Here is a 21,287-nt window from a genome sequence, read left to right as displayed (position 1 = left end):
GAACTCATCGCCTATCCGTAACCCTGACGATCCGCCGCTGCGGCCATATGAAAATTTGAAAATAGAAAAATCATCGATGCAAAACCCACTCGCCAATTTCCATACCCTCAGTCCGGAACAACGCAAGGCCCTGATCCTGCTCTTGAAAAAACGCGGCATCGACGTCGGCCGATTGCCGATCGCCAGCGTAGGCCGCGATGTGGCGCTGCCGCTGTCTTACGGCCAGCAACGGCTGTGGTTTCTGGCGCAACTGGAACCCGATAGCAGCGCTTACCACATTGCCGATGCGGTGTATCTAAACGGCGAAATCGACGCTGGCGCGCTGCAGCGCAGCATCGATAAACTGCGGGTGCGGCACGAAAGCCTGCGCACGACGTTTCGCAGCGACGGCGGCAAGCCGGTGCAAATCGTCCACGACGGTATGGCGGTCGAGGTGCAGTGGCTGGATTTATCCGTGCAATCCGGCGACATCGATGCGTTGGCGAAAAGCCGGGTCGAAAAGCTGGAGCGCGAGCCGTTCGATCTCGTCAACGGGCCTTTGATGCGGGTCGCGGTGCTTAAATTGGCCGGCGACCGCCACGTTTTGGTCTGGGTGCTGCACCACATCGTCGCCGACGAATGGTCGCTGAATATTTTGCTTAACGAATTTGCCGAGCTGTACCAAGGCTATTGCCAAGGCCGCGAGGCGGAGCTGCCGGGCTTGCCGATCGGTTACGCCGATTTTGCGGTATGGCAGCGGCATTGGCTGGAAGCCGGCGAAATGGATAGGCAGATGGCGTATTGGCGCGAGCGCCTGGGCGAGGAGACGCCGCCGCTGGAATTGCCGCTGGACAGGCCGCGGCCGGCACAGATAAGCGATGCCGGCGCCAAATTCGAAATGGGCCTGCCGGAGGGAACGGCCAAGGCGCTGCACGAAATATGCGGACGCCAGGGCGCGACCTTGTTCATGGGCCTGCTGGCCGTATTCGACCTGCTGCTGTACCGCTACAGCGGGCAGCGCAGGTTGCGGGTCGGCGTGCCGGTCGCCAACCGTAACCGCGCTGAAACCGAACAACTGGTCGGTTTTTTCGTCAACACCCAGGTGCTGCAAACCGAGCTGGACGGCAGCCTGAATTTTTACCAGGTGCTGGAGCGGGTCAAGGAAAGCGCGCTCGGCGCGCAGGCCCATGCCGATCTGCCGTTCGACCAATTGGTCGAAGCGCTCGGCCCGCAACGCAGCCTGGAGCGCAATCCGCTGTTCCAGGTGATGTACAACCATCAATACCAGCAGGCCGATACCGCCAAGGCGCTCGGCGCGCTGCAGATCAAACCGTTTTCGCGCGACGCGCACACGACGCAGTTCGAATTGATTCTGGACACCTTCGAAAGCGTAACGGGCGGCATCGGTGCCATCTGGACCTATGCGACCGATTTGTTCGACCCGGCGACGATCGAGCGGATGGCTGGGCGCTTTTGCCGCCTGGCCGAAGCGGCGGCGAAGCGGCCCGAAACGGTGTTGCGGGATTTGCCGTTGCTCGATCCTGCCGAACTGGATTTTTTGACTGCCAATCGGTCGTTCTCCCGTGAATTCACCGATTTACCGGCGCTGATCCGCCACCAGTCGCAAACCCGGCCCGCTGCGGTGGCGCTGATAGCCGGGGCCGAGCGGGTCAGTTACGCCGGGCTGCAAAGCCAGGCCCACCGCTTGGCGCATTATTTGCGGGACCGGGGCCTGCGACCCGGCGCGGTGGTGGCATTGAGCCTGCCGCGTTCGGCGCAGGCGATCGTGGCCTGCCTGGCGGCGTGGCAATGCGGCGCGGCGTTTCTGGCCCTGGACCCCGCCTATCCGGCCGAGCGTTTGCAGTACATGCTGGACGATGCCGGCGCCGAATGGCTGATCGACAGCCATGCCGGCGAGGCGTTGGCCGAGCGTAGGGGAGGCACGGCCAGTGTCTCCGCGCAAGCCACGCCAACGGGGGGCCATGCCCACCCTACGGCCGATGCGATTAACAGGCTAGACCTGTCCCAACTGGACCTGTCCGGCTATCCCGACACGCCGCCCGCAGTGGACTTGCATCCCGAAACGCCGGCCTACTTGATCTACACCTCCGGTTCCACCGGCCGGCCCAAAGGCGTGGCGGTCGGCCACGGCGCATTGGCCATGCATTGTGGAGCGATGGCGGCCCTGTACGATCTGCAGGCCGGCGAAACCTGCCTGCATTTCGCCTCGTTCAGCTTCGACGCCGCGATCGAACAATGGGCGGTGCCGCTGTTGCGGGGCGCGACGCTGGTGATCGGCGATCCGTCCGGCTGGAGCGTCGACCGGACCCTGCAAGCCCTCCGGGACTATGCGATCACCCGCATCGACGTGCCGCCGGCCTATCTGGCCGAACTGGCCCGCCAACTCGACCGTCCCGAACACGCGCCGCGCTTGACCGGCTGCACGGTCGGCGGCGAAGGCCTGCCACAGGGCAGCCTGGCGCTGATCCAAAGCCGTTTGGGGCCCGAGCGCTTGTTCAACGCCTACGGCCCCACCGAAGCCGTGATTACCCCGCTGGCCTGGCTGGCCGATATGACCTGCGACAGCCGCTATGCCCCGATCGGCCATTGCGTCGGCGACAGGACCGCCTACGTGCTGGACGCCGACCTGAACCCGTTGCCGATGGGCGCCGCGGGCGAGCTGTACATCGGTGGGCTCGGACTCGCGCAAGGCTATTGGCGCCGGCCGGGACAAAGCGCCGAACGCTTCCTGCCCGACCCGTTCGCCCCTAACGGCCAGCGCATGTACCGCACTGGCGACCGGGTCCGGCAACGGGCCGACGGGGTGATCGAGTACCTGGGCCGGGTCGACCAACAAATCAAACTGCGCGGTTTCCGGATCGAGCCCGGCGAAATTGAAAATGTCTTGCTGGAACAGCCCGGGGTCCACGAAGCGGCGGTGAGGATCGGCGAAAGCGGCCGGTTGTTGGGGTATGTCGCGGTGGAGGATGTTGTTGGGTTACGCTTCGCTAACCCAACCTACAGTGATCTGACCGACACAAATCTAATCGACACAAGCGGGAACCGGCACGCCGAATCGCTGCGTACGGCCTTGAGCCGCCGGCTGCCCGACTACCTGGTGCCGGCGCAGATCATCGTGTTGCCGCACTTGCCGAAACTGCCGAGCGGCAAGCTGGACCGCAAGGCGCTGCCGGAACCGGAGCGCGCCGTCCGCACCGCCCTCGCGCCGCGCAACGACACGGAACGGCGCCTGGCGCGGATCTGGCAGGAGGTGCTCGGCCTGGACGCGGTCGGCATCGAGGACAATTTCTTCGAGTTGGGCGGCGACTCCATTGTCTCGTTGCAAGTGGTTAGCCGCGTCCGCCAGGCCGGCTGGCATTTATCGCCCAAAGATATCTTCCGCCACCAGACCGTGGTGGCGTTGGCGCAAGTTATCGCAGCACAGCCGCAGGCGGCCGACGCGGTTAGCGAAACCGGCGATATGGCGGAAGGCGAGGCGCCATTCACGCCGATTCAAGCCGAGTTTTTCGCCACCGATATTCCGCAGCGCGGGCACTGGAACCAGTCGGTGCTGTTGGCGACCGGCCAGGCATTGCATATCCCGGCGCTGGCCGAGGCTTTGCGCCGTTTGACCGAACATCACGATGCTTTCCGTTTGCGTTTCGACGAGCTCGACGGCTGGCGTCAGCATTACACGAGCGAACCAAAGGATCAGGAGTTTCTTTGGCAGCGCGATGCCGCCGGCGCCGAACAAATCAGCGAAATCGCCGAGCAGGCGCAACGCAGCCTGGACTTGCGGCACGGCCCGTTGCTGCGGGCCGCCTATATCCGCGTGGACGACGGCAGTTACCGCTTGCTGTTGGTGATTCACCATTTGATCGTCGACGGCGTATCCTGGCGCATCGTGCTGGAGGATTTGCAGACGCTATACCGCCAGCTCAGCGAGGGGAAAACGGCCGTATTGCCGGCCAGAACCGCGTCTTACCGGGCCTGGGCCGAGGCGCTACGACGCAGGGCGGCGCAAATCGGCGGCCAACTGGATTACTGGCGCGCGCAGCTGGCGGCGACGGACTTGCCGGCCGATTTTTGCGGAGCGCGCGGCATCGCCGCCGATGCCGATACCCTGACCGTCGCGTTAAACGAAACCGCCACCCGGCAACTGCTGAGCGAATGCCCGGCCGCCTACCGCACCCGCATCGACGAGTTGCTGCTGGCCGCGTTGGCGCGGGTGCTGTGCCGCTGGAGCGGTCAGGGCGCCGTCAGCATCGATATGGAAGGCCACGGCCGGGAAAACTTTGCCGGGGCGCCGGACGTCAGCCGCAGCGTCGGCTGGTTCACCAGCCTGTATCCGGTGCTGTTGACGCCGGCGGACGATTGGGCCGGAACGATCAAAGTGGTCAAGGAACAATTGCGCGGCGTGCCGGAGCGCGGTTTGGGTTTCGGTTTGCTGAAATATCTGGCCGGCGCCGAAATACGGGCGCAACTCGGCAGCCTGCCGAGGCCGGCCCTGTGCTTCAACTATCTGGGCCAGTTCGACGCCAGCTTCGCCGCCGACGGTTTGTTCCGTCCGGCCGGCGAGGCGCGTGGCGACGAGCGAGATGCCGCCGCGCCGCTGGATTATGCGCTGGAAGTCAACGGCCAGATCTACGACGGACGTCTGGCGATGAACTGGACTTATAACCGCCGCCGCTACCGTACCGAAACCGTCGCCGCGCTGGCCGAGGAGTTCAATCGCGAACTGGCCGCGCTGGTCGAACATTGCCGGCAGGGGCCGCAAGGCGTCACGCCCAGCGATTTTCCGCTGGCCGGTTTGACGCAAGCGCAACTGGACGCCTTGCCGTTGCCGGTGGCGGAGATAGCGGATATTTACCCGCTGACGCCGATGCAACAGGGCATGCTGTTTCACAGCCTGTACGAAAACGATGCCGCCAGCTATGTCAGCCGCTTCGACGTGTGCCTGGAAGGCCTCGATGCCGGCCGCTTTGCCGAAGCGTGGCGAACGGCGATGCAACGGCACGCGGTGCTGCGCACCGCATTTTATGCGCCGGCCGACTGGCCGCAGGCCATGCAGATCGTGCGCAAGCGTTCGGCCTTGCCGTTGATCGAGCTGGACTGGCGCGGCCGCAGCGACGCCGATGCGGCGTTGCCCGGTTTGCTCCGCGACTTGCAGGCAGAGGGCTTGCCTACCGACCGCGCGCCGCTGTTCAAACTGGTGCTGGTGCGCTTGCAAGACGATGTTTACCATTTCATCTGGCTCAGCCATCATTTGTTGCTGGACGGCTGGAGCAGCGCCCGCTTGCTCGGCGAAGTGTTGAGCAGCTATCGCGGCGATACTCTGCCGCCGTCGGCTGCGGAGTTTAGCGACTATATCGCCTGGCTGGCCGAACGCGATCCCACCGCGGCCGAACGTTATTGGCGGGAACGTTTACCCGTCTTGGAAGAGCCGACCCGTCTGGTCGACGCGCTACCGCGCGGCAGTCAGGGGCAGGGATACGTTTTGCATGTCTTGCATATAGACGGCGACGATTTCGCGGCCTTGCGCCAATCCGCGCAACGCGGCAAATTGACGATCAACACCCTGGTGCAGGCCGCCTGGTGCCTGTTATTGCAGCGGTATTGCGGCGGCGAGGCGGTCGCGTTCGGCGTGACCGTGTCCGGCCGGCCAGCCGATTTGCCCGGCGCGGAAGCGATGGTCGGTTTGTTCATCAATACCTTGCCGATGATTCAGGCGCCGCACGCCGCCGATGCGGTCGGCGACTGGCTGCAAGCCTTGCAGCAGGCCAATCTGGAACTGCGCGAGGTCGAAACCACGCCGTTGGCCGAGGTGCAGCGCTGGTGGGGCAGGCCGGGCGAAGCGTTGTTCGACAGTTTGCTGGTGTTCGAAAATTACCCTTTGTCCGAGGCTTTGCGCTGGCGGCCGGAAGACGGCCTACGGATATACGGCGAAAGCCACCGCGAAACGACCCATTTTCCGTTGACGCTGGCGGTGCAAAGCGGTGACAGCGCCTTGCAAGTGGCGTTCGATTACGATTGCCGCTCTTTCGACGAAGAAACCGTGGCGGATCTGGCCGCGCATTTTCGGGTGCTGTTGACCGGTTTGGTGAGTAATCCGCAGGCGAGAATCGGCGATCTGTCGGTACTGACCGGACGCGAGACGGCCTTGTTTCAGAGCTGGAACCAATGGGTCCAGCCCTACGACGCCTCCACCCCGGTGCACGCCCTGATCCGCCGCCAGGCCGAGGCGCAACCCGAGGCGATCGCGCTGATCGGCAGCGAAACCCGTTTGACGTATGCCGAACTGGAGATGCAAGCCAACCGGCTGGCGCACCGGCTGATCGGCCTGGGCGTGGAGCGGGAAAGCCGGGTGGCCTTGCTGCTGCCGCGCGGCGTGGAGACGATCGTGGCGATGCTGGCGGTGCTGAAAGCCGGCGGCGCCTACCTGCCGCTCGACCCCGAGCAACCCGAACAACGGCTGGCCGAACTGATCGCCGAGGCCGGCGTGAGCGTCATCCTCGCCGAACGTTGCGATGCGTTTTCCGACGCGTCCAACGAGGGACTTCACTACCGTTCAGCCCATCCTACCTGGCTTCACCTCGCCAGTCTGGACTTGAGCGCCGAACCGGCCACGCCGCCCGCGGTGGCCATCCACCCCGAGCAACTGGCCTACCTGATCCTGACCTCCGGCTCCACCGGCCAGCCCAAAGGCGTGGCCGTGCCGCACGGCGCGTTGAGCCGCCACATCCAGGCCATCGGCGACCTCTACCGCTACACCCCGGCCGACCGCGCCCTGCCTATGGCCGCCTTCACCTTCGACGCGGCCATGGAACAATGGCTGGCGCCGCTGTGCCACGGCGCCGGCGTGGTGCTGGGCGACAGCCGCTGGACCGGCGACGACACCCTGGCGACGGTGCGCGCGCACCGGGTGACCGTCGTGTATCCGCCGACCAGCGCCTTGCTGCATCTGGCCGAGGCCGTCCAGGCGCGTGGCCGGCCTTTGGCGCTGCGCATCGTCTGCGTCGGCGGCGAAGCCGTCTCCGCCGCGGCGCTGGCCACCCTCCGCGCCGCGTTGCAGCCGGAACAGATCGTCAACGGCTACGGCCCGACCGAAACGGTGATTACCCCTTTAGCCTGGCTGGCCGATGACCGCGCCCTGACCGGCTACGCCCCGATTGGCGCCGCGGTGGGCGAGCGCACCCTGCATATCCTCGACGCCGACCTCAACCCGGTACCCTGGGGCGCGGCCGGCGAACTCTACATCGGCGGCCCGTGCCTGGCGCGCGGCTACTTCGGCCGGCCCGATCTCAGCGCGGAACGCTTCCTGCCCGACCCGTTCGCGGGGGATGGCGGCCGCCTGTACCGCACCGGCGACCGGGTCCGGCGCGGCCGGGACGGCATCGTCGCCTACCTCGGCCGCACCGACCAGCAGATCAAACTGCGCGGCTACCGGATCGAACCCGGTGAAATCGAAGCCGCCCTGCGCGACTTGCCCGGCGTCGAGGACGCCCACGTGCTGCTGCGCGAGGAACAGGGACGCCGCTACCTGGCGGCTTATCTGGCCGGCGGCACGGCCGCTCCGGATGACGCGCCCCCGCCACGCGCCGCCGCCCCGGCCCCCACCGACGCCCAACTCAAAACCGCCCTGGCCGCGCGCCTGCCCGACTACCTGATCCCGGCCCACTACGTTTGGCTGACGCAACTGCCGCGCACCGCGCACGGCAAAATCGACCGCCGCGCCCTGCCGGCGCCCGCAGGCCCGCCCAGCACCGCGCCGCAAACCCCCACCACCCCGGCCGAAGCGGTGTTGGCGTCCCTCTGGCAAGACCTGCTCGGCCGGGCGCCGATCGGCATCCACGACAACTTCTTCGAACTGGGCGGCGACTCCATCCTCTCCATCCAACTGGTCAGCCGCGCCCGCGCCCAAGGCCTGCGCTTCACCCCCAAAGACCTGTTCCAGCAGCAAACCATCGCCGGCCTGGCCCAAGTCGCACAGAGCTTGGAAGAAGACGCTCAAGCCCCGGCCGCTCAAGCGCCGGCGCTCGGCCGCGCGCCGCTGCTGCCGATCCAACACGCCTTCTTCGAACAAACACCGGTCCCGCCCGCGCACTGGAACCAGTCGCTCTTGCTCAAAGCCCGCCTGCCGCTCGACCGCGCCGCGCTCGCCCAAGCGCTGCAGAACCTGGTCGAACACCACGACAGCCTGCGCCTGCGTTACATTCAAAACCAAGGTGCCTGGCGCCAACGCTATGCCGAGATTCAACAGACGGAACCCCTATTGGAACAACACAGCGCTCAAGACGCCGCCGCCGTCACCGCCATCGCCCAACAGGCGCAGCGCGGCCTGAACCTCGAACACGGCCCGCTGTTCCAGGCCGTATTGATCGACGTCGCCGACGGCAGCCAGCGCCTGCTGCTGGTCGCCCACCACCTGATCGTCGACGCGGTGTCCTGGCGTATTCTGCTGGAAGACCTGCACCGCCTGTACACGCAAATCCGCCACGGCCAGATCCCGCAACTGCCCGCCCGAACCGCCAGCTACCAAGCCTGGGGCCAGGCCCTGCAAACCTATGCGCACAGCCAACGGCTGCACAGCCAGCAGGCCTACTGGCAGGCGCAAGTCTCGGCGGCCCGCGCCCCCTGGCCCTGCGATGAGCCGCACGGCCGCGCCGAAAGCCGCGACCGCGCCAGCCGGACGCTGACCCTGAGCGCCGAGCGCACCCGCCAGCTCCTGCACGAGGCCCATCGGGCCTACCGCACCCGCCTGCCGGACCTGCTGCTGGCGGCGCTGGCGCAGACCCTGGGCGAGTGGACCCAGCAAGCACACCTCACGATTGCCCTGGAAGGCCACGGCCGCGAAGCCGAACGCATCCCGACCGACGCCCAGCATCCGCCTCTCGACCTGAGCCGCACGGTCGGCTGGTTCACCAGCCTGTACCCGGTCCTGCTCAGCCCGCAAGCCCAGCCGGCCGCCACCCTCAAAACCATCAAGGAACAACTGCGGCAGGTGCCCGACCAGGGCCTGGGCTACGGCGTATTACGCTACCTGACGCCGCACCCGCCGTTTGAGGGCGGCACCCCCCAGGTCTTGTTCAACTACCTCGGCCAACTCGACAGCAGCTTCCACGACGACGCCCTGTTGCAACCGGCCGAGGAAGCCGGCGGCGACGAGCGCGACCCGCGCTCCCCCTTGGCCTATGAACTGGAAATCAACGGCGAAATCTACCGGGGCCGGCTGCGCCTCGACTGGAGCTACAGCCGCGAACGCTACCGGGCACGGACGATCGACACCCTGCTCGACCGCTACCGGCAGCATCTGGAGCAGCTGCTCGACCACTGCCTCACCGCCGAACCCGGCCTGACCCCGAGCGACGTGCCGCTGGCCGGCCTGAGCCAGGCTCAGCTCGATGCCTTGCCGGTCGAACACCGCCGCATCGATGACCTTTATCCGCTCTCGCCCATGCAGCAGGGGATTCTGTTTCATGCGCTGCGCGAACCGGAAGCCAATCTCTACGTCACGCAATTGGTGCTGGATTTGACGGGTGCGGATACGGATCGCTTCATTCGGGCCTGGCGCGAGATGTCCCGCCGGCACGAGATCTTCCGCAGCGGTTTTTTCTGGCATGGCGACGCGCCGGTGCAAGCGGTCTGGCGCGAGGCGGAAATACCGGTCACTTGCCTGGATTGGCGGACCACGGCGTTTAACGAAGACGAGCTGACGGCATTGGCGCAAGCCGATTATGCGCGCGGCTTCGACTTGGCCCGGCCGCCGTTGCAGCGTCTGATTTTGGTGAACTTGCCCGGCGATCGGCTGCATTTGATCTGGACCAGCCACCACTTATTGCTGGACGGCTGGAGCAGCTCGCTGTTTTTCGCCGAAGTCATGGCCGCCTACGAAGGCCATGCGCCGGCACGGGCCAAAACGGGCCGTTACCGCGATTACATCGCCTGGCTGGCGACTAGAGACAAGCAAGCCGGCGAAGCCTTTTGGCGCGCGGCTTTGCGCGAGGCGTCCGAGCCGTGCTTATTGGCGAATTGCCTAGCCGCACCGGGACAGACCGGCAACGGTTATGTCGAGTGCGCCCTGTCCGACGCCGAAACCGCGGCCTTGCAGGGCTTTGCGCAGCGGCAGCATTTGACGTTGAATACCCTGGTGCAGGGGGCATGGGCGATGCTGCTGGCGCATTACACCGGTTTGCGCACGGCGGTATTCGGCACCACCGTGGCCGGCCGCCCCGGCGATTTATCGGGAGCGGAAAATCTGCTGGGTTTATTCATCAATACCTTGCCGGTCGCCGCCCGCATCGAGCCGGGCAAGCCGTTGGTGGACTGGCTGCGCGATTTGCAAATCTTAAACTTGCAGATGCGCGAGCACGAATATCCGCCGTTGTACGATATTCAACGCTGGGCCGGAACCGGCGGCGGCGAGTTGTTCGATACCTTGCTGGTGTTCGAGAATTATCCGGTCGATGCGGCCTTGCGCCAGTCGAACGGCGGCGTGCGGATCGGTGGCCTCAGCCAGCGCGATGTGACCAATTATCCGTTGACACTGGACGTGACGGTCGGGCAGCGTTTGGAAATCGGCTTCGATTATGCCCGTGCGTATTTCGCCGGGGACGACATGCGGCGGATGGCGGAAAGCCTGCGCCATTTGTTGCTGGAGATCGCCCGGCAGCCGCAGGCTTGCGTCGGTGCGCTCGGGTTTGGTGAAACTACGCCCGCGAATGTTTCTCGTATTCCAACTTATCGAACCGACGATTTGTTGCCGGCGCTGATCCGCCACCAGTCGCAAACCCGGCCCGATGCGGTGGCGCTGATAGCCGGGGCCGAGCGGGTCAGTTACGCCGGGCTGCAAAGCCAGGCCCACCGCTTGGCGCATTATTTGCGGGACCGGGGCCTGCGCCCCGGCGCGGTGGTGGCATTGAGCCTGCCGCGTTCGGCGCAGGCGATCGTGGCCTGCCTGGCGGCGTGGCAATGCGGCGCGGCGTTTCTGGCCCTGGACCCCGCCTATCCGGCCGAGCGTTTGCAGTACATGCTGGACGATGCCGGCGCCGAATGGCTGATCGACAGCCATGCCGGCGAGGCGTTGGCCGAGCGTAGGGGAGGCACGGCCAGTGTCTCCGCGCAAGCCACGCCAACGGGGGGCCATGCCCACCCTACGGCCGATGCGATTAACAGGCTAGACCTGTCCCAACTGGACCTGTCCGGCTATCCCGACACGCCGCCCGCAGTGGACTTGCATCCCGAAACGCCGGCCTACTTGATCTACACCTCCGGTTCCACCGGCCGGCCCAAAGGCGTGGCGGTCGGCCACGGCGCATTGGCCATGCATTGTGGAGCGATGGCGGCCCTGTACGATCTGCAGGCCGGCGAAACCTGCCTGCATTTCGCCTCGTTCAGCTTCGACGCCGCGATCGAACAATGGGCGGTGCCGCTGTTGCGGGGCGCGACGCTGGTGATCGGCGATCCGTCCGGCTGGAGCGTCGACCGGACCCTGCAAGCCCTCCGGGACTATGCGATCACCCGCATCGACGTGCCGCCGGCCTATCTGGCCGAACTGGCCCGCCAACTCGACCGTCCCGAACACGCGCCGCGCTTGACCGGCTGCACGGTCGGCGGCGAAGGCCTGCCACAGGGCAGCCTGGCGCTGATCCAAAGCCGTTTGGGGCCCGAGCGCTTGTTCAACGCCTACGGCCCCACCGAAGCCGTGATTACCCCGCTGGCCTGGCTGGCCGATATGACCTGCGACAGCCGCTATGCCCCGATCGGCCATTGCGTCGGCGACAGGACCGCCTACGTGCTGGACGCCGACCTGAACCCGTTGCCGATGGGCGCCGCGGGCGAGCTGTACATCGGTGGGCTCGGACTCGCGCAAGGCTATTGGCGCCGGCCGGGACAAAGCGCCGAACGCTTCCTGCCCGACCCGTTCGCCCCTAACGGCCAGCGCATGTACCGCACTGGCGACCGGGTCCGGCAACGGGCCGACGGGGTGATCGAGTACCTGGGCCGGGTCGACCAACAAATCAAACTGCGCGGTTTCCGGATCGAGCCCGGCGAAATTGAAAATGTCTTGCTGGAACAGCCCGGGGTCCACGAAGCGGCGGTGAGGATCGGCGAAAGCGGCCGGTTGTTGGGGTATGTCGCGGTGGAGGATGTTGTTGGGTTACGCTTCGCTAACCCAACCTACAGTGATCTGACCGACACAAATCTAATCGACACAAGCGGGAACCGGCACGCCGAATCGCTGCGTACGGCCTTGAGCCGCCGGCTGCCCGACTACCTGGTGCCGGCGCAGATCATCGTGTTGCCGCACTTGCCGAAACTGCCGAGCGGCAAGCTGGACCGCAAGGCGCTGCCGGAACCGGAGCGCGTCGTCCGCACCGCCCTCGCGCCGCGCAACGACACGGAACGGCGCCTGGCGCGGATCTGGCAGGAGGTGCTCGGCCTGGACGCGGTCGGCATCGAGGACAATTTCTTCGAGTTGGGCGGGCACTCATTGCTCGCTTTGCGTTTGCTCTCGACGATCAACCGTGAGCTGGGCTGGGATTTGCCGCTCAGCCGTTTGTTGCAGCAACCGACCATCGCCGCGCTGGCGGCACAGCGCATCACAACGGCGCTATCGCCGCTGGTGGCGCTGAACGACACCGCCGGCGCGTTGCCGCCGTTGTTTTGCCTGCATCCGGCCGGCGGCACGGTGTTCGGTTATTATCCGCTGGCGCGCGCCTTGGCCGGACAGCGGCCGGTGATCGGCCTGTTGTGCCGGCGTTTTCTGGATGCGAATTGGCGCGATGTTTCGCTGGAAAGCATGGCGCGCGATTACGCCGATGCCATTGCGCAAAGCCAACCGGACGGTCCGATTCATTTGCTGGGCTGGTCGTTGGGCGGCGCATTGGCGTTGAGTATCGCCAGCGTCCTGGAACGGGCCGGGCGCGAGATCGCCTTTCTGGGCCTGGCCGATTGTTTCGTGCCGGGCTTCGAACAGGACGAAGCCGAAGATGACGGCGGCGACAGTCTGCGGGAACTGTTGCGCGACCTTTCGCCGGATCTGGCCGATGCCGACCCCGAGGCGCTGCCGGAGCAGATCGGTGCTGCGCATCCGGCCGCGGATTGGGTAAAATTGCTGGATTTGCAAAATGGCTTGGCGATCATGCGACATCTGACCGAATTGAGCGACAGTTACCGCATCGAGCCGATCGGGGCCGGCATGTATTGCTGGTGGTCGCGCGCAGCCGGCGATGCGGGGGAATTGGCCCAGGACATACTGGAGCAGGCCTGCGGAAACCGTTTATTGGGATCGGAGCGGGTCGACAGCGACCACGCCGGCATTGTCCGCGATCCGGATTTCATCGGCGATGTGATCGCCATATTGCAACGGAAAGCGGATGAGCGGCGCTGAGCCTATTAAGAATCGCACGAAATCCTTCATCACCGATTGTCCGCGTCATTGGCATAAAGTCCGGATTTGCCTGGCGATGCTGCTGTCCGCCTGCGTCGAAGTGCCGGACCGGGAGCCGGTCAAGGAGGCGGTCGGCCTGCCGCCGGCCTGGACGGCGCGCGCTGCCGAGGCGCACAAGTCCGAGGTCTCGGCCTGGCTGGCGAGTTTTAAAAACGACGATCTGAAGGCCCTGATCGCGGCGGCGCTGGACGGCAATAACGATTTGAAGGCAATCGCGACGCGCATCGAACAAGCCCGTGCGCTGGCGCGCATCGAAGGCGCCGCCGCCAAGCCGCAAGTGGATCTGGCCCCCGGATTCCAGCATGCCGACGCCGGCCGCGACGCGCGGGCCTATGCGCCCGACGGCAACGTCTGGAGCGTGCCGTTCAATTTCAGTTGGGAATGGGACGTTTGGGGCCGCATCGCCGATGCCCGCTACGCCGCCGAACTGGACGCCGACGCCGCCGAGGCCGATTTGCGGGGTGCGGCGTTGTCGCTGGCGGCGCGCACCGCGCAGAATTGCTTCGAACTGGCCGAAGCCCGCCAGCGGGTGGCCGTGGTGCAGGCTTCCATCGACGATCGCGGCGCGCTGGTCGAATTGCTGCAGGGCCGCTTCAACCTGGGGCTCGCGCAGGGTTTGGACTTGAGCCTCGCGCTGACCGACCTCAGCGATGCCCGCGCCGAACTGAACGAGGCCGCCAATCAGGTGCAGCTGGCGCAGCGCCGGCTGGAGGTGCTGCTGGGGCAATACCCGGCCGGCGCCGTCGAGCGCTGCCGCCAGTTGCCCGAATTGCCGGCGGCGATGCCGTCCGGCCTGCCGGCCGAACTGTTGACCCGCCGCCCGGACATCGTTGCGGCCTTCGCCCGTTTGCGCGCGCAAGACCACCGATTGAGCAGCGCCCGCAAAGCCTTGTTGCCGCGCGTGACCCTGGCGGCATCAGGCGGCAGTCTGGGCAACACGCTGGCCGACTTGAGCGACCCGCGTTCGGCGGCCTGGAATCTGGCCTTGGGTCTGACCCAGCCGCTGTACGCCGGCGACAGGTTGCAGGCCGATATCGACCTGCGGGCGGCGCAAAGCGGCGAAGTCCTGCACCGTTACCGGGAAACCGTACTGCAGGCCTTGCGCGAGGTCGAGCAAAGCCTGGCCGCCGAAGCTTGGCTGCGCGGCCGCGAACAGGCGCTGAACGCCGCCGTCAAACAAACCGAAACCAGCCGCGCGCTGGCGATTTATTCCTACCGAAACGGCACCGTGGATATTTTGACTTTACTGGATAGCTACCGCAGTACGCTGACCGCGCAAACCGCGCTGCTGGATGCGCGGCTTAAATCGTTGAACAACCGGCTGGATTTGTATTTGGCGTTGGGCGGCGGCGTATGACGGCGGCACGTTTGCGCATCGTCCTGCCGATTATGGTCTTGCTGTCGGCCGGTGTGGCCGCTTGGTTGTTGGCCGAAGGGGCGGCGCCCGAATCCGCCGCGCGGGAAGAGCCCGTGCCTACCGTCAAAGTATTGAGCGTGCAACCGAGGCACCTGCGGTTGCCGGTGCGCAGCCAGGGCGTGTTGCAGCCGGTGCGGGAAATCGACTTGACCGCCGAAGTACAGGGCAGGGTGGAGGCCCTGCACGACGGCTTCGTGGTCGGCGGCCGCTTCAAGGCCGGAGAAGTATTGGTCAAAGTGGCGGCGCACGAATACCGATTGGGCGTGGTTCGCGCCGAAACGCAACTGGCCGAAGCCCGGCGTAAACTGGCCGAAGAACAGGCGGCGGCGCAACAGGCCCAGCGCGAATGGAAAGTGCTTGGGCAAGGCGCGCCGACGCCCTTGTCGCTGCACGAGCCGCAAGTGCAGGAGGCCAGAGCCCGATTGAGCCAGGCGGAAGCCGAACTGGCCGATGCCAGGATGCGCCTGAGCCGCTGCGAGATCCGCGCGCCGTTCAGTGGCCGGGTCAAGGAAAAACTGACCGGCGTCGGGCAAATGGCCGAGGCCGGCAAGGCGTTGGGACGGATCTACGCCGACGATGCTTCCGAGGTGCGCCTGCCGTTGAGCCAGGCGCAAATCGGCTATTTGGCGGAACCCAAACCGGGCAAGGCGGGCCTCAAAGTAGTGTTGACGGCCGAGCGCGGTCCGGAGACGGTGCGGCGCGAAGCGACGATCGTGCGCCGCGAAGGTTTCGTCGACCCGACGACCGGCCTGGAATACTGGGTGGCTCGCCTGAACGGTCCGGAACGCGCGCCGGCCTTATTGCCCGGCACCTTTTTGACGGCGGAAATCGAAAGCAGGGAACTGGACGGCGTGTTCGAATTGCCGCGCGGCGCGCTAAATGCCGCGCAGGAAGCGGTGCTGGTCGATTCCGACAACAAACTGCAAATCCGCCGTTTGCAAGTGCTGCGCAGCGACGCCGACCGGGTTTGGATCGGCGGCGGCTTGCAGGCCGGCGAGCGGGTCGTCGTGTCCGGCCTCGAAACGCCGGTGGCCGACCAAAAGGTCGTCGCCGAAGCGGCCGGCGGCTTCCTGTAACGGAGGGGCCATGAAATTGTCGGCCTTTCGCCCGCGCTCGCCGTTGGCTTGGTTCGCCGCCAATCCGGTCGCGGCCAATTTGTTGATGCTGTTGATCTGGCTCGGCGGCGTGGGCGGCTTGCTGACGTTGGAGCGCGACGTTTATCCGCGTTTCAGCCCCGGCCAGTTCGAGATCGTTGCGGTGTATCCCGGCGCCGGGCCGGCCGATGTCGAAACCGGGCTTTGTATTCCGCTGGAAGAGGCGATTTACGATCTTCCGGGCATCGGGCATCTGGATACTAGCGTATTCGAGGGCGAATGCCAGATCAAGGTCGGCGTGTTGCCCGGCCACGAACGCGATGCGGTGATGAGCGCGGCGCGCGGCCGTATCGACGCCTTGACCCGGCTGCCGGCGGCGGTGGAAAAGATCGACGTGCGCGAAGCGCAGCGCGACGGCGACGACGGCGTGATCTGGGTGGCCTTGTACGGCGACGCCGAGCCGTTGCGCCTGAAAGATCTGGGCGAGCGGATACGCGCCGAATTGTCGGCCTTGCCCGGCGTGACCCAGGCGGTCGATTACGGCCGCATGCAATACGAGATCGGCGTGGAGGTGCGCGCCGAGCGCCTGCAGCAATACGGCCTGACGCTGGAGCAAGTGGCGGCAGCGATCCGGCGCGCCTCGCCGGCATTGGCCGGCGGTCCGGTCAAGACGCCGACCGGCGATTTGTTGTTGCACGTACAGGCCGGTGCCGTCAGCGGCGACGCGGTGGCCGCATTGCCGCTGCTCGGCCTGGCCGACGGCGGCACGATAAAGATCGGCGATGTGGCGACGGTCGGCGACGGCCTGGGTGAAAAGGTATTGCAATGGCGCCACGACGGCCTGCCGGCGCAGGGCTGGGAAATTCACGCCGAAGCGGGAGGCATCGCCGTGGCCCAGGCCGTGCGCGATTACGTGGCGCGCGCGCAAACGACTTTGCCGCCCGGTTTGCACTTGAAAACCTGGTGGGACGATTCGATCGCCTTCGACCAGCGTATCGACACCTTGCTGGAAGACGGCTTGAGCGGCTTCATTCTGGTCTGGCTGGTGCTGACGCTGTTTTTGCGCGCCCGGGTGGCCTGGTGGGCCGGCATGGGCATTTTGACTTCGGTGCTGGGCGCCCTGTGGTGGATGCCGCTGTTGGGGCTGTCGCTGAACATGCTGTCGCTGTTCGGCTTTTTGCTGGCGATGGGCATTCTGGTGGACGACGCCATCATCATCGGCGAAAGCGTGCACAGCGAACAGCAAAAGCCGGGCGCCGATCCATTGCGCGCCGCCGCGGCCGGCGTCCGCAAGGTCGCGCTGCCGGTGTTGCTGTCGATTGCGATTGCCGTGGCGGCATTCTTGCCGGGGCTGTTTCTGCCGGGGTGGAGCGGGGCGATGATGCGGCCCATCGTCTGGGTGATGATTTTGACCCTGGTCTTTTCGTTGGCGGAAGCTTTGCTGATTTTGCCGGCGCATCTGGCGGCGCCGGCGGAGAATAACGCGGATAACGGGGCATTGGCGCGCTGGCGCGAACGCTTGAATCGCCTGCTGGAAGGCTGGGTCGCCAGGCGTTACCGGCCACTGCTGGAAAAGGCCTTGGCCTGGCGCTATCTGGTGTTGTCGCTGTTCGCCGCCTTGCTGTTGCTGACCGGCGGGCTGTATGCCGGCGGGCATGTGCGCCGGGCGATGAATCCCGACATCAGCAAGGACGCGTTCTGGGCCCGTTTAACCGTGCCGCCCGGTACCGCGCCGGAGCAAACCCGGCGTCTGGCCGAACGTGTGGAAAAGGCCTTGCTGGATTACCGCGACGAACTGGAAAAGGCCGAACCGGGTTTCAGTTTATTGGTCGGCCAGGAGACGCTGATCTGGGAGCAGGAAGCCGGTTTATGGCTGGAACTCTCCGACGCGGCACGGCAGCGCATCAAGGTGGACGACTTCGTGCGCGAATGGCGGCGGCGCATCGGCGAGCTGGGTTTTGCGCGGCTGGACTTCATCGTCCGCGAAGGCGACGTGCCGTACGACATCGTGCTGAATCTGTCCGCCGACGATCCGCAAGCGCTGCGCGACGCCGGCACGGACCTGAAAAAGCGTTTGGCGGCCTATCCCGGCGTTTACGATGTGCTGGATTCCAACATCGCCGGCAAGCCGCAGCTGCGCCTGCAATTGACCGCGGCCGGCGAAGCGATGGGGCTGAAAGCGGCCGATCTGGCCGAACAGGTGCGCCACGCTTATTACGGCGTCGAGGCGCAGCGTTTTCAGCGCGGCCGCAACGAGGTCAAGGTCATGGTGCGGTTGCCGCTCGGGCAGCGCCGTTCGCTGGATGATCTCTATACCTTGCCTGTGGCGTTGCCGGACGATAAAAAGACCGTGTTGGCGCAGGTGGCCCAGGTCGAATTCGAGCCGGGCGTGTCGCAAATGATCCGCCGCGACCGTCGGCGGGTCCTGGAAGTGGCGGCACGGATCGATCCGGCGCAAGCCGATTTGAATGCGATATATACCGATCTGGAGCGGCAGGTGCTGCCGGCCTTGCAAACTCGTTTTGCCGGCCTCAGCGCCGATCCGGGCCGCGAACGCCAGGAACAGCGGCAAACCCTGCAGGCCCTGGCGAACAATACCGCGATTGCGTTGTGCGTGATTTACGCGATCATCGCGGTGGCGTTTCGCTCTTATGCGCTGCCTTTGGTGTTTTTGCTGGCGGCGCCGATGGCCTGGTGCGGCGCGGTGCTGGCCCATGCCGCGCTGGGCATGCCGTTGTCGATGGAATCCCTGGTCGGCATGATCGCGGCCAGCGGAGTGGTGGTCAACGACAGCATGGTGTTGCTCGACTACATTCACGAACATGAAGCGCGGGTATCCGACCGTTTGACGCTGGTCGCCGAAGCCTGTTCGGCCCGCTTCCGGCCGATCTTTCTGGCCTTCGTCACCAACTTCGCCGGTTTCCTGCCGACACTGCTGGAAACCAGCGAGCAGGCGCAATTCCTGGTGCCGATGACCTTGTCGCTGGCGGCCGGCCTGCTGTTCGGCATGTTCGCCAGCCTGCTGCTGACCCCGGTTTGCTATGCGGTGTTGCAGGATTTTCAACGGCGGAGCGGCGATGCCGGTTGAACGCAAACCTTTTTCGACATTCGAGGACGTCGACGTTTGGTACGAAACTTTGCAGGCCGGCGAGGCCGAATACCGGCAATATGGGCGCTGGCTGTCGGAACAGGAACGGCAAACCGCGCAACGCTTCGTTCGCGAGCTGCACCGGCGCCGCTATGTCGTTTGCCACGGCAAGGTACGTTTGCTGTTGAGCCGTTATCTGGAAAATTCCCCGGAAGTGATCCGCTTCGGCCGGCAGGCGCTGGGTAAACCGTATTTACTGGATAACAACGGCGAACCGCAAACGTTGCGCTTCAACTTGTCGCATTCCGGCGAACGCATGGTACTGGCGGTCGGCCGCCGCGAGCTGGGCGTGGATGTCGAGGTTTGGGACCCGCGCCACGATCCGGAAAGCCTAGCCGGTGAAATTCTCGCGCCCGAGGAATTGGCGCATTGGCAGCGGTTGCCGCCCGATAGGCGCCGGGAAGCGTTCTACCGGTTCTGGACGCGCAAGGAAAGTCTGGTTAAGGCGGTCGGAGCGGGCATCGGCATGGGCGTGGCCGGAGTTATCACGACGACGGTCGGCGCTGCCGGATTTTTGGCATTGCCCGAGCCTTGCGGGCTTGCCTCCGATTGGCATTTGCTTGATCTGGAACCGGATTCCGAAATGAGCGGAGCATTGACGATCGCTTGCGGGAAACGCTAGAGCATTTTCATATCGCCTATAGGGAGATAATGCCGTTAAGTCAAACCGTCATTTCGGCAGGGATTCATGCCAGGCTTTCCTGCCTGGCCCCCTTCGGGTCAATGCAAATCTGTTCCAGACAGATTTGTGCCGAGATCCAGACTGCAGGGATGCATTAAAGCTTGCCATCCCTGGCTTCTGGATTCGGCAACCGCTCCCTGCGTTGCTCTCGATCGCGTGTTCCCGACGCGATCTACCTCGCCCTTCCTTGGGCTCGTCGATCGCGTGTTCCCGACGCGATCTACCTCGCCCTTCCTTGGGCTCGTATCTCCCGCATCCCTGCAGTCGTCCGGCAATCCCTGCCGGAATGACGCGTTTCCCCTCACTTTGCGGCATGGCTTATGACCGTGCACCCAAAACGAAAATGCTCTAGGATGCGGTTTTTCGTCGTTTCACGCTCGGCATCTCGCCTTTGTTGAGCGCTCCATCTTTTTGTGAAGCGCATCCGGGAAAATGGCGCCCGCTTTTACGTAGGCTTCTCCTTGGGACTCGAAGCTTCGGGTTGTGGCAAGCTTGTCAATAATGACTTCACTGGTTAGAATCTGAAAAGATAGCGAACATGGAGGTCTCTCATGGCAACAACGATTCATCCCGTCATTCCCGTCAGGCAATACCGCTTTTATTTCATGTCAACCGGTCTCCGGCGTTTGCCGGAGTATCCGGGTTCAGCCTGGCGCGGCGCCTTTGGGCATGCCTTAAAGAGGACGGTTTGCGTGGTAAGAAATACGCCTTGCAACCAATGCTTGTTAAAGAACGCTTGCGCCTATAGCTATATCTTTGAAACGCCGCCGCCGGCCGGTGCTGAAAAAATGCGCAAATACACCGCCATCCCCCATCCCTTTGTCCTGCGCTTTCCGGAAAATTTATCCCCTGAGAATGATTACAGCCTGGACGTCATTCTGTTCGGGCATGGCCAACGCTTTTTTCCCTATATCGTTCATGCTTTACAGACGGCGGGGCAGGAAGGCATTGGCGGCCATCGTCAGGTGTTTGCTTTGCGGAAAGTCGACGAGGTCGACCCCCAGGGGCGCGCCCAAACGATCTATCAAGACGGGGAACTCCAGCCACAACGGCAAGCCGCTGTTCCGCCGCTCCCTCCCATGCCGGCACAATTACAGATGACGTTTCATTCGCCGCTGCGCATCAAACAGGACGGAAAAAACCTCTCGCCCGACGGCTTCAATTTCGGCGCGCTGTTCGGCACCCTGCTCAGGCGCATCTCGATGATCAGTTATTTCCATACCGATACGCCGCTCGAAACCGACTTCGCCGGGCTCGCGGCCAAGGCCAAAACCGTGCAATTCGCCAGCCGGCGGCTCGAATGGTACGACTGGACGCGCTATTCCTCCCGTCAGCAAGCCGAGATGAACATGGGCGGCGTAATTGGAAATGTCGTTTTAGACACCCAAGGTCTGGAAGATTTCTGGCCCTATCTCTGGATAGGGCAGTGGACCCATGTCGGCAAAGCCACCAGCATGGGCATGGGCGCCTATGCGATCCGCGCGGCAAGCTTGTCGGATAACCGATAAACCTGGGGA

At 64.8% G+C, this 21,287-nt stretch carries 6 protein-coding genes; all 6 read left to right on the top strand.

All coding sequences use genetic code 11. The features are described from left to right. Positions 1–76 precede the first annotated feature (76 nt). A complete protein-coding gene (locus tag METAL_RS11185) occupies positions 77–13,369 on the top strand; it encodes a non-ribosomal peptide synthetase (protein ID WP_005372392.1) in 13,293 nt (4,430 codons plus the stop codon). Continuing rightward, entirely contained in the window at positions 13,356–14,786 is a 1,431-nt protein-coding gene (locus METAL_RS11180; RefSeq protein ID WP_005372390.1) for an efflux transporter outer membrane subunit, read from the top strand. The genes METAL_RS11185 and METAL_RS11180 overlap by 14 nt, the downstream gene beginning before the upstream one ends. Continuing rightward, positions 14,783–15,922 (top strand): efflux RND transporter periplasmic adaptor subunit, encoded by a 1,140-nt coding sequence (locus tag METAL_RS11175; protein WP_005372389.1) that lies wholly within the window; start codon positions 14,783–14,785, stop codon positions 15,920–15,922. Before METAL_RS11180 ends, METAL_RS11175 begins: the two co-directional genes overlap by 4 nt. Positions 15,923–15,932: 10 nt before the next feature. Next, entirely contained in the window at positions 15,933–19,028 is a 3,096-nt protein-coding gene (locus tag METAL_RS11170) for an efflux RND transporter permease subunit (protein WP_005372387.1), read from the top strand. Then, positions 19,018–19,710, top strand: coding sequence for a 4'-phosphopantetheinyl transferase family protein (locus METAL_RS11165; RefSeq protein ID WP_005372385.1), 693 nt, complete (start codon positions 19,018–19,020; stop codon positions 19,708–19,710). Before METAL_RS11170 ends, METAL_RS11165 begins: the two co-directional genes overlap by 11 nt. 611 nt (positions 19,711–20,321) lie before the next feature. Then, entirely contained in the window at positions 20,322–21,278 is a 957-nt protein-coding gene (cas6, locus tag METAL_RS11160) for a CRISPR system precrRNA processing endoribonuclease RAMP protein Cas6 (protein ID WP_005372383.1), read from the top strand. The last annotated feature ends 9 nt before the right edge of the window (positions 21,279–21,287 follow it).

Origin of the sequence: Methylomicrobium album BG8, from assembly GCF_000214275.2 — a bacterium.
GTDB lineage: Bacteria > Pseudomonadota > Gammaproteobacteria > Methylococcales > Methylomonadaceae > Methylomicrobium > Methylomicrobium agile.
This window is presented reverse-complemented; position numbering and strand designations above follow the sequence as displayed.

What these genes read in the sequence shown, in the direction of transcription:
- METAL_RS11165 (WP_005372385.1), top strand. Translation starts at nt 19,018, where the DNA reads ATGCCGGTTGAACGCAAACCTTTTTCGACATTCGAGGACGTCGACGTT.
- METAL_RS11175 (WP_005372389.1), top strand. Translation starts at nt 14,783, where the DNA reads ATGACGGCGGCACGTTTGCGCATCGTCCTGCCGATTATGGTCTTGCTG.
- METAL_RS11180 (WP_005372390.1), top strand. Translation starts at nt 13,356, where the DNA reads ATGAGCGGCGCTGAGCCTATTAAGAATCGCACGAAATCCTTCATCACC.
- METAL_RS11170 (WP_005372387.1), top strand. Translation starts at nt 15,933, where the DNA reads ATGAAATTGTCGGCCTTTCGCCCGCGCTCGCCGTTGGCTTGGTTCGCC.
- cas6 (WP_005372383.1), top strand. Translation starts at nt 20,322, where the DNA reads ATGGCAACAACGATTCATCCCGTCATTCCCGTCAGGCAATACCGCTTT.
- METAL_RS11185 (WP_005372392.1), top strand. Translation starts at nt 77, where the DNA reads ATGCAAAACCCACTCGCCAATTTCCATACCCTCAGTCCGGAACAACGC.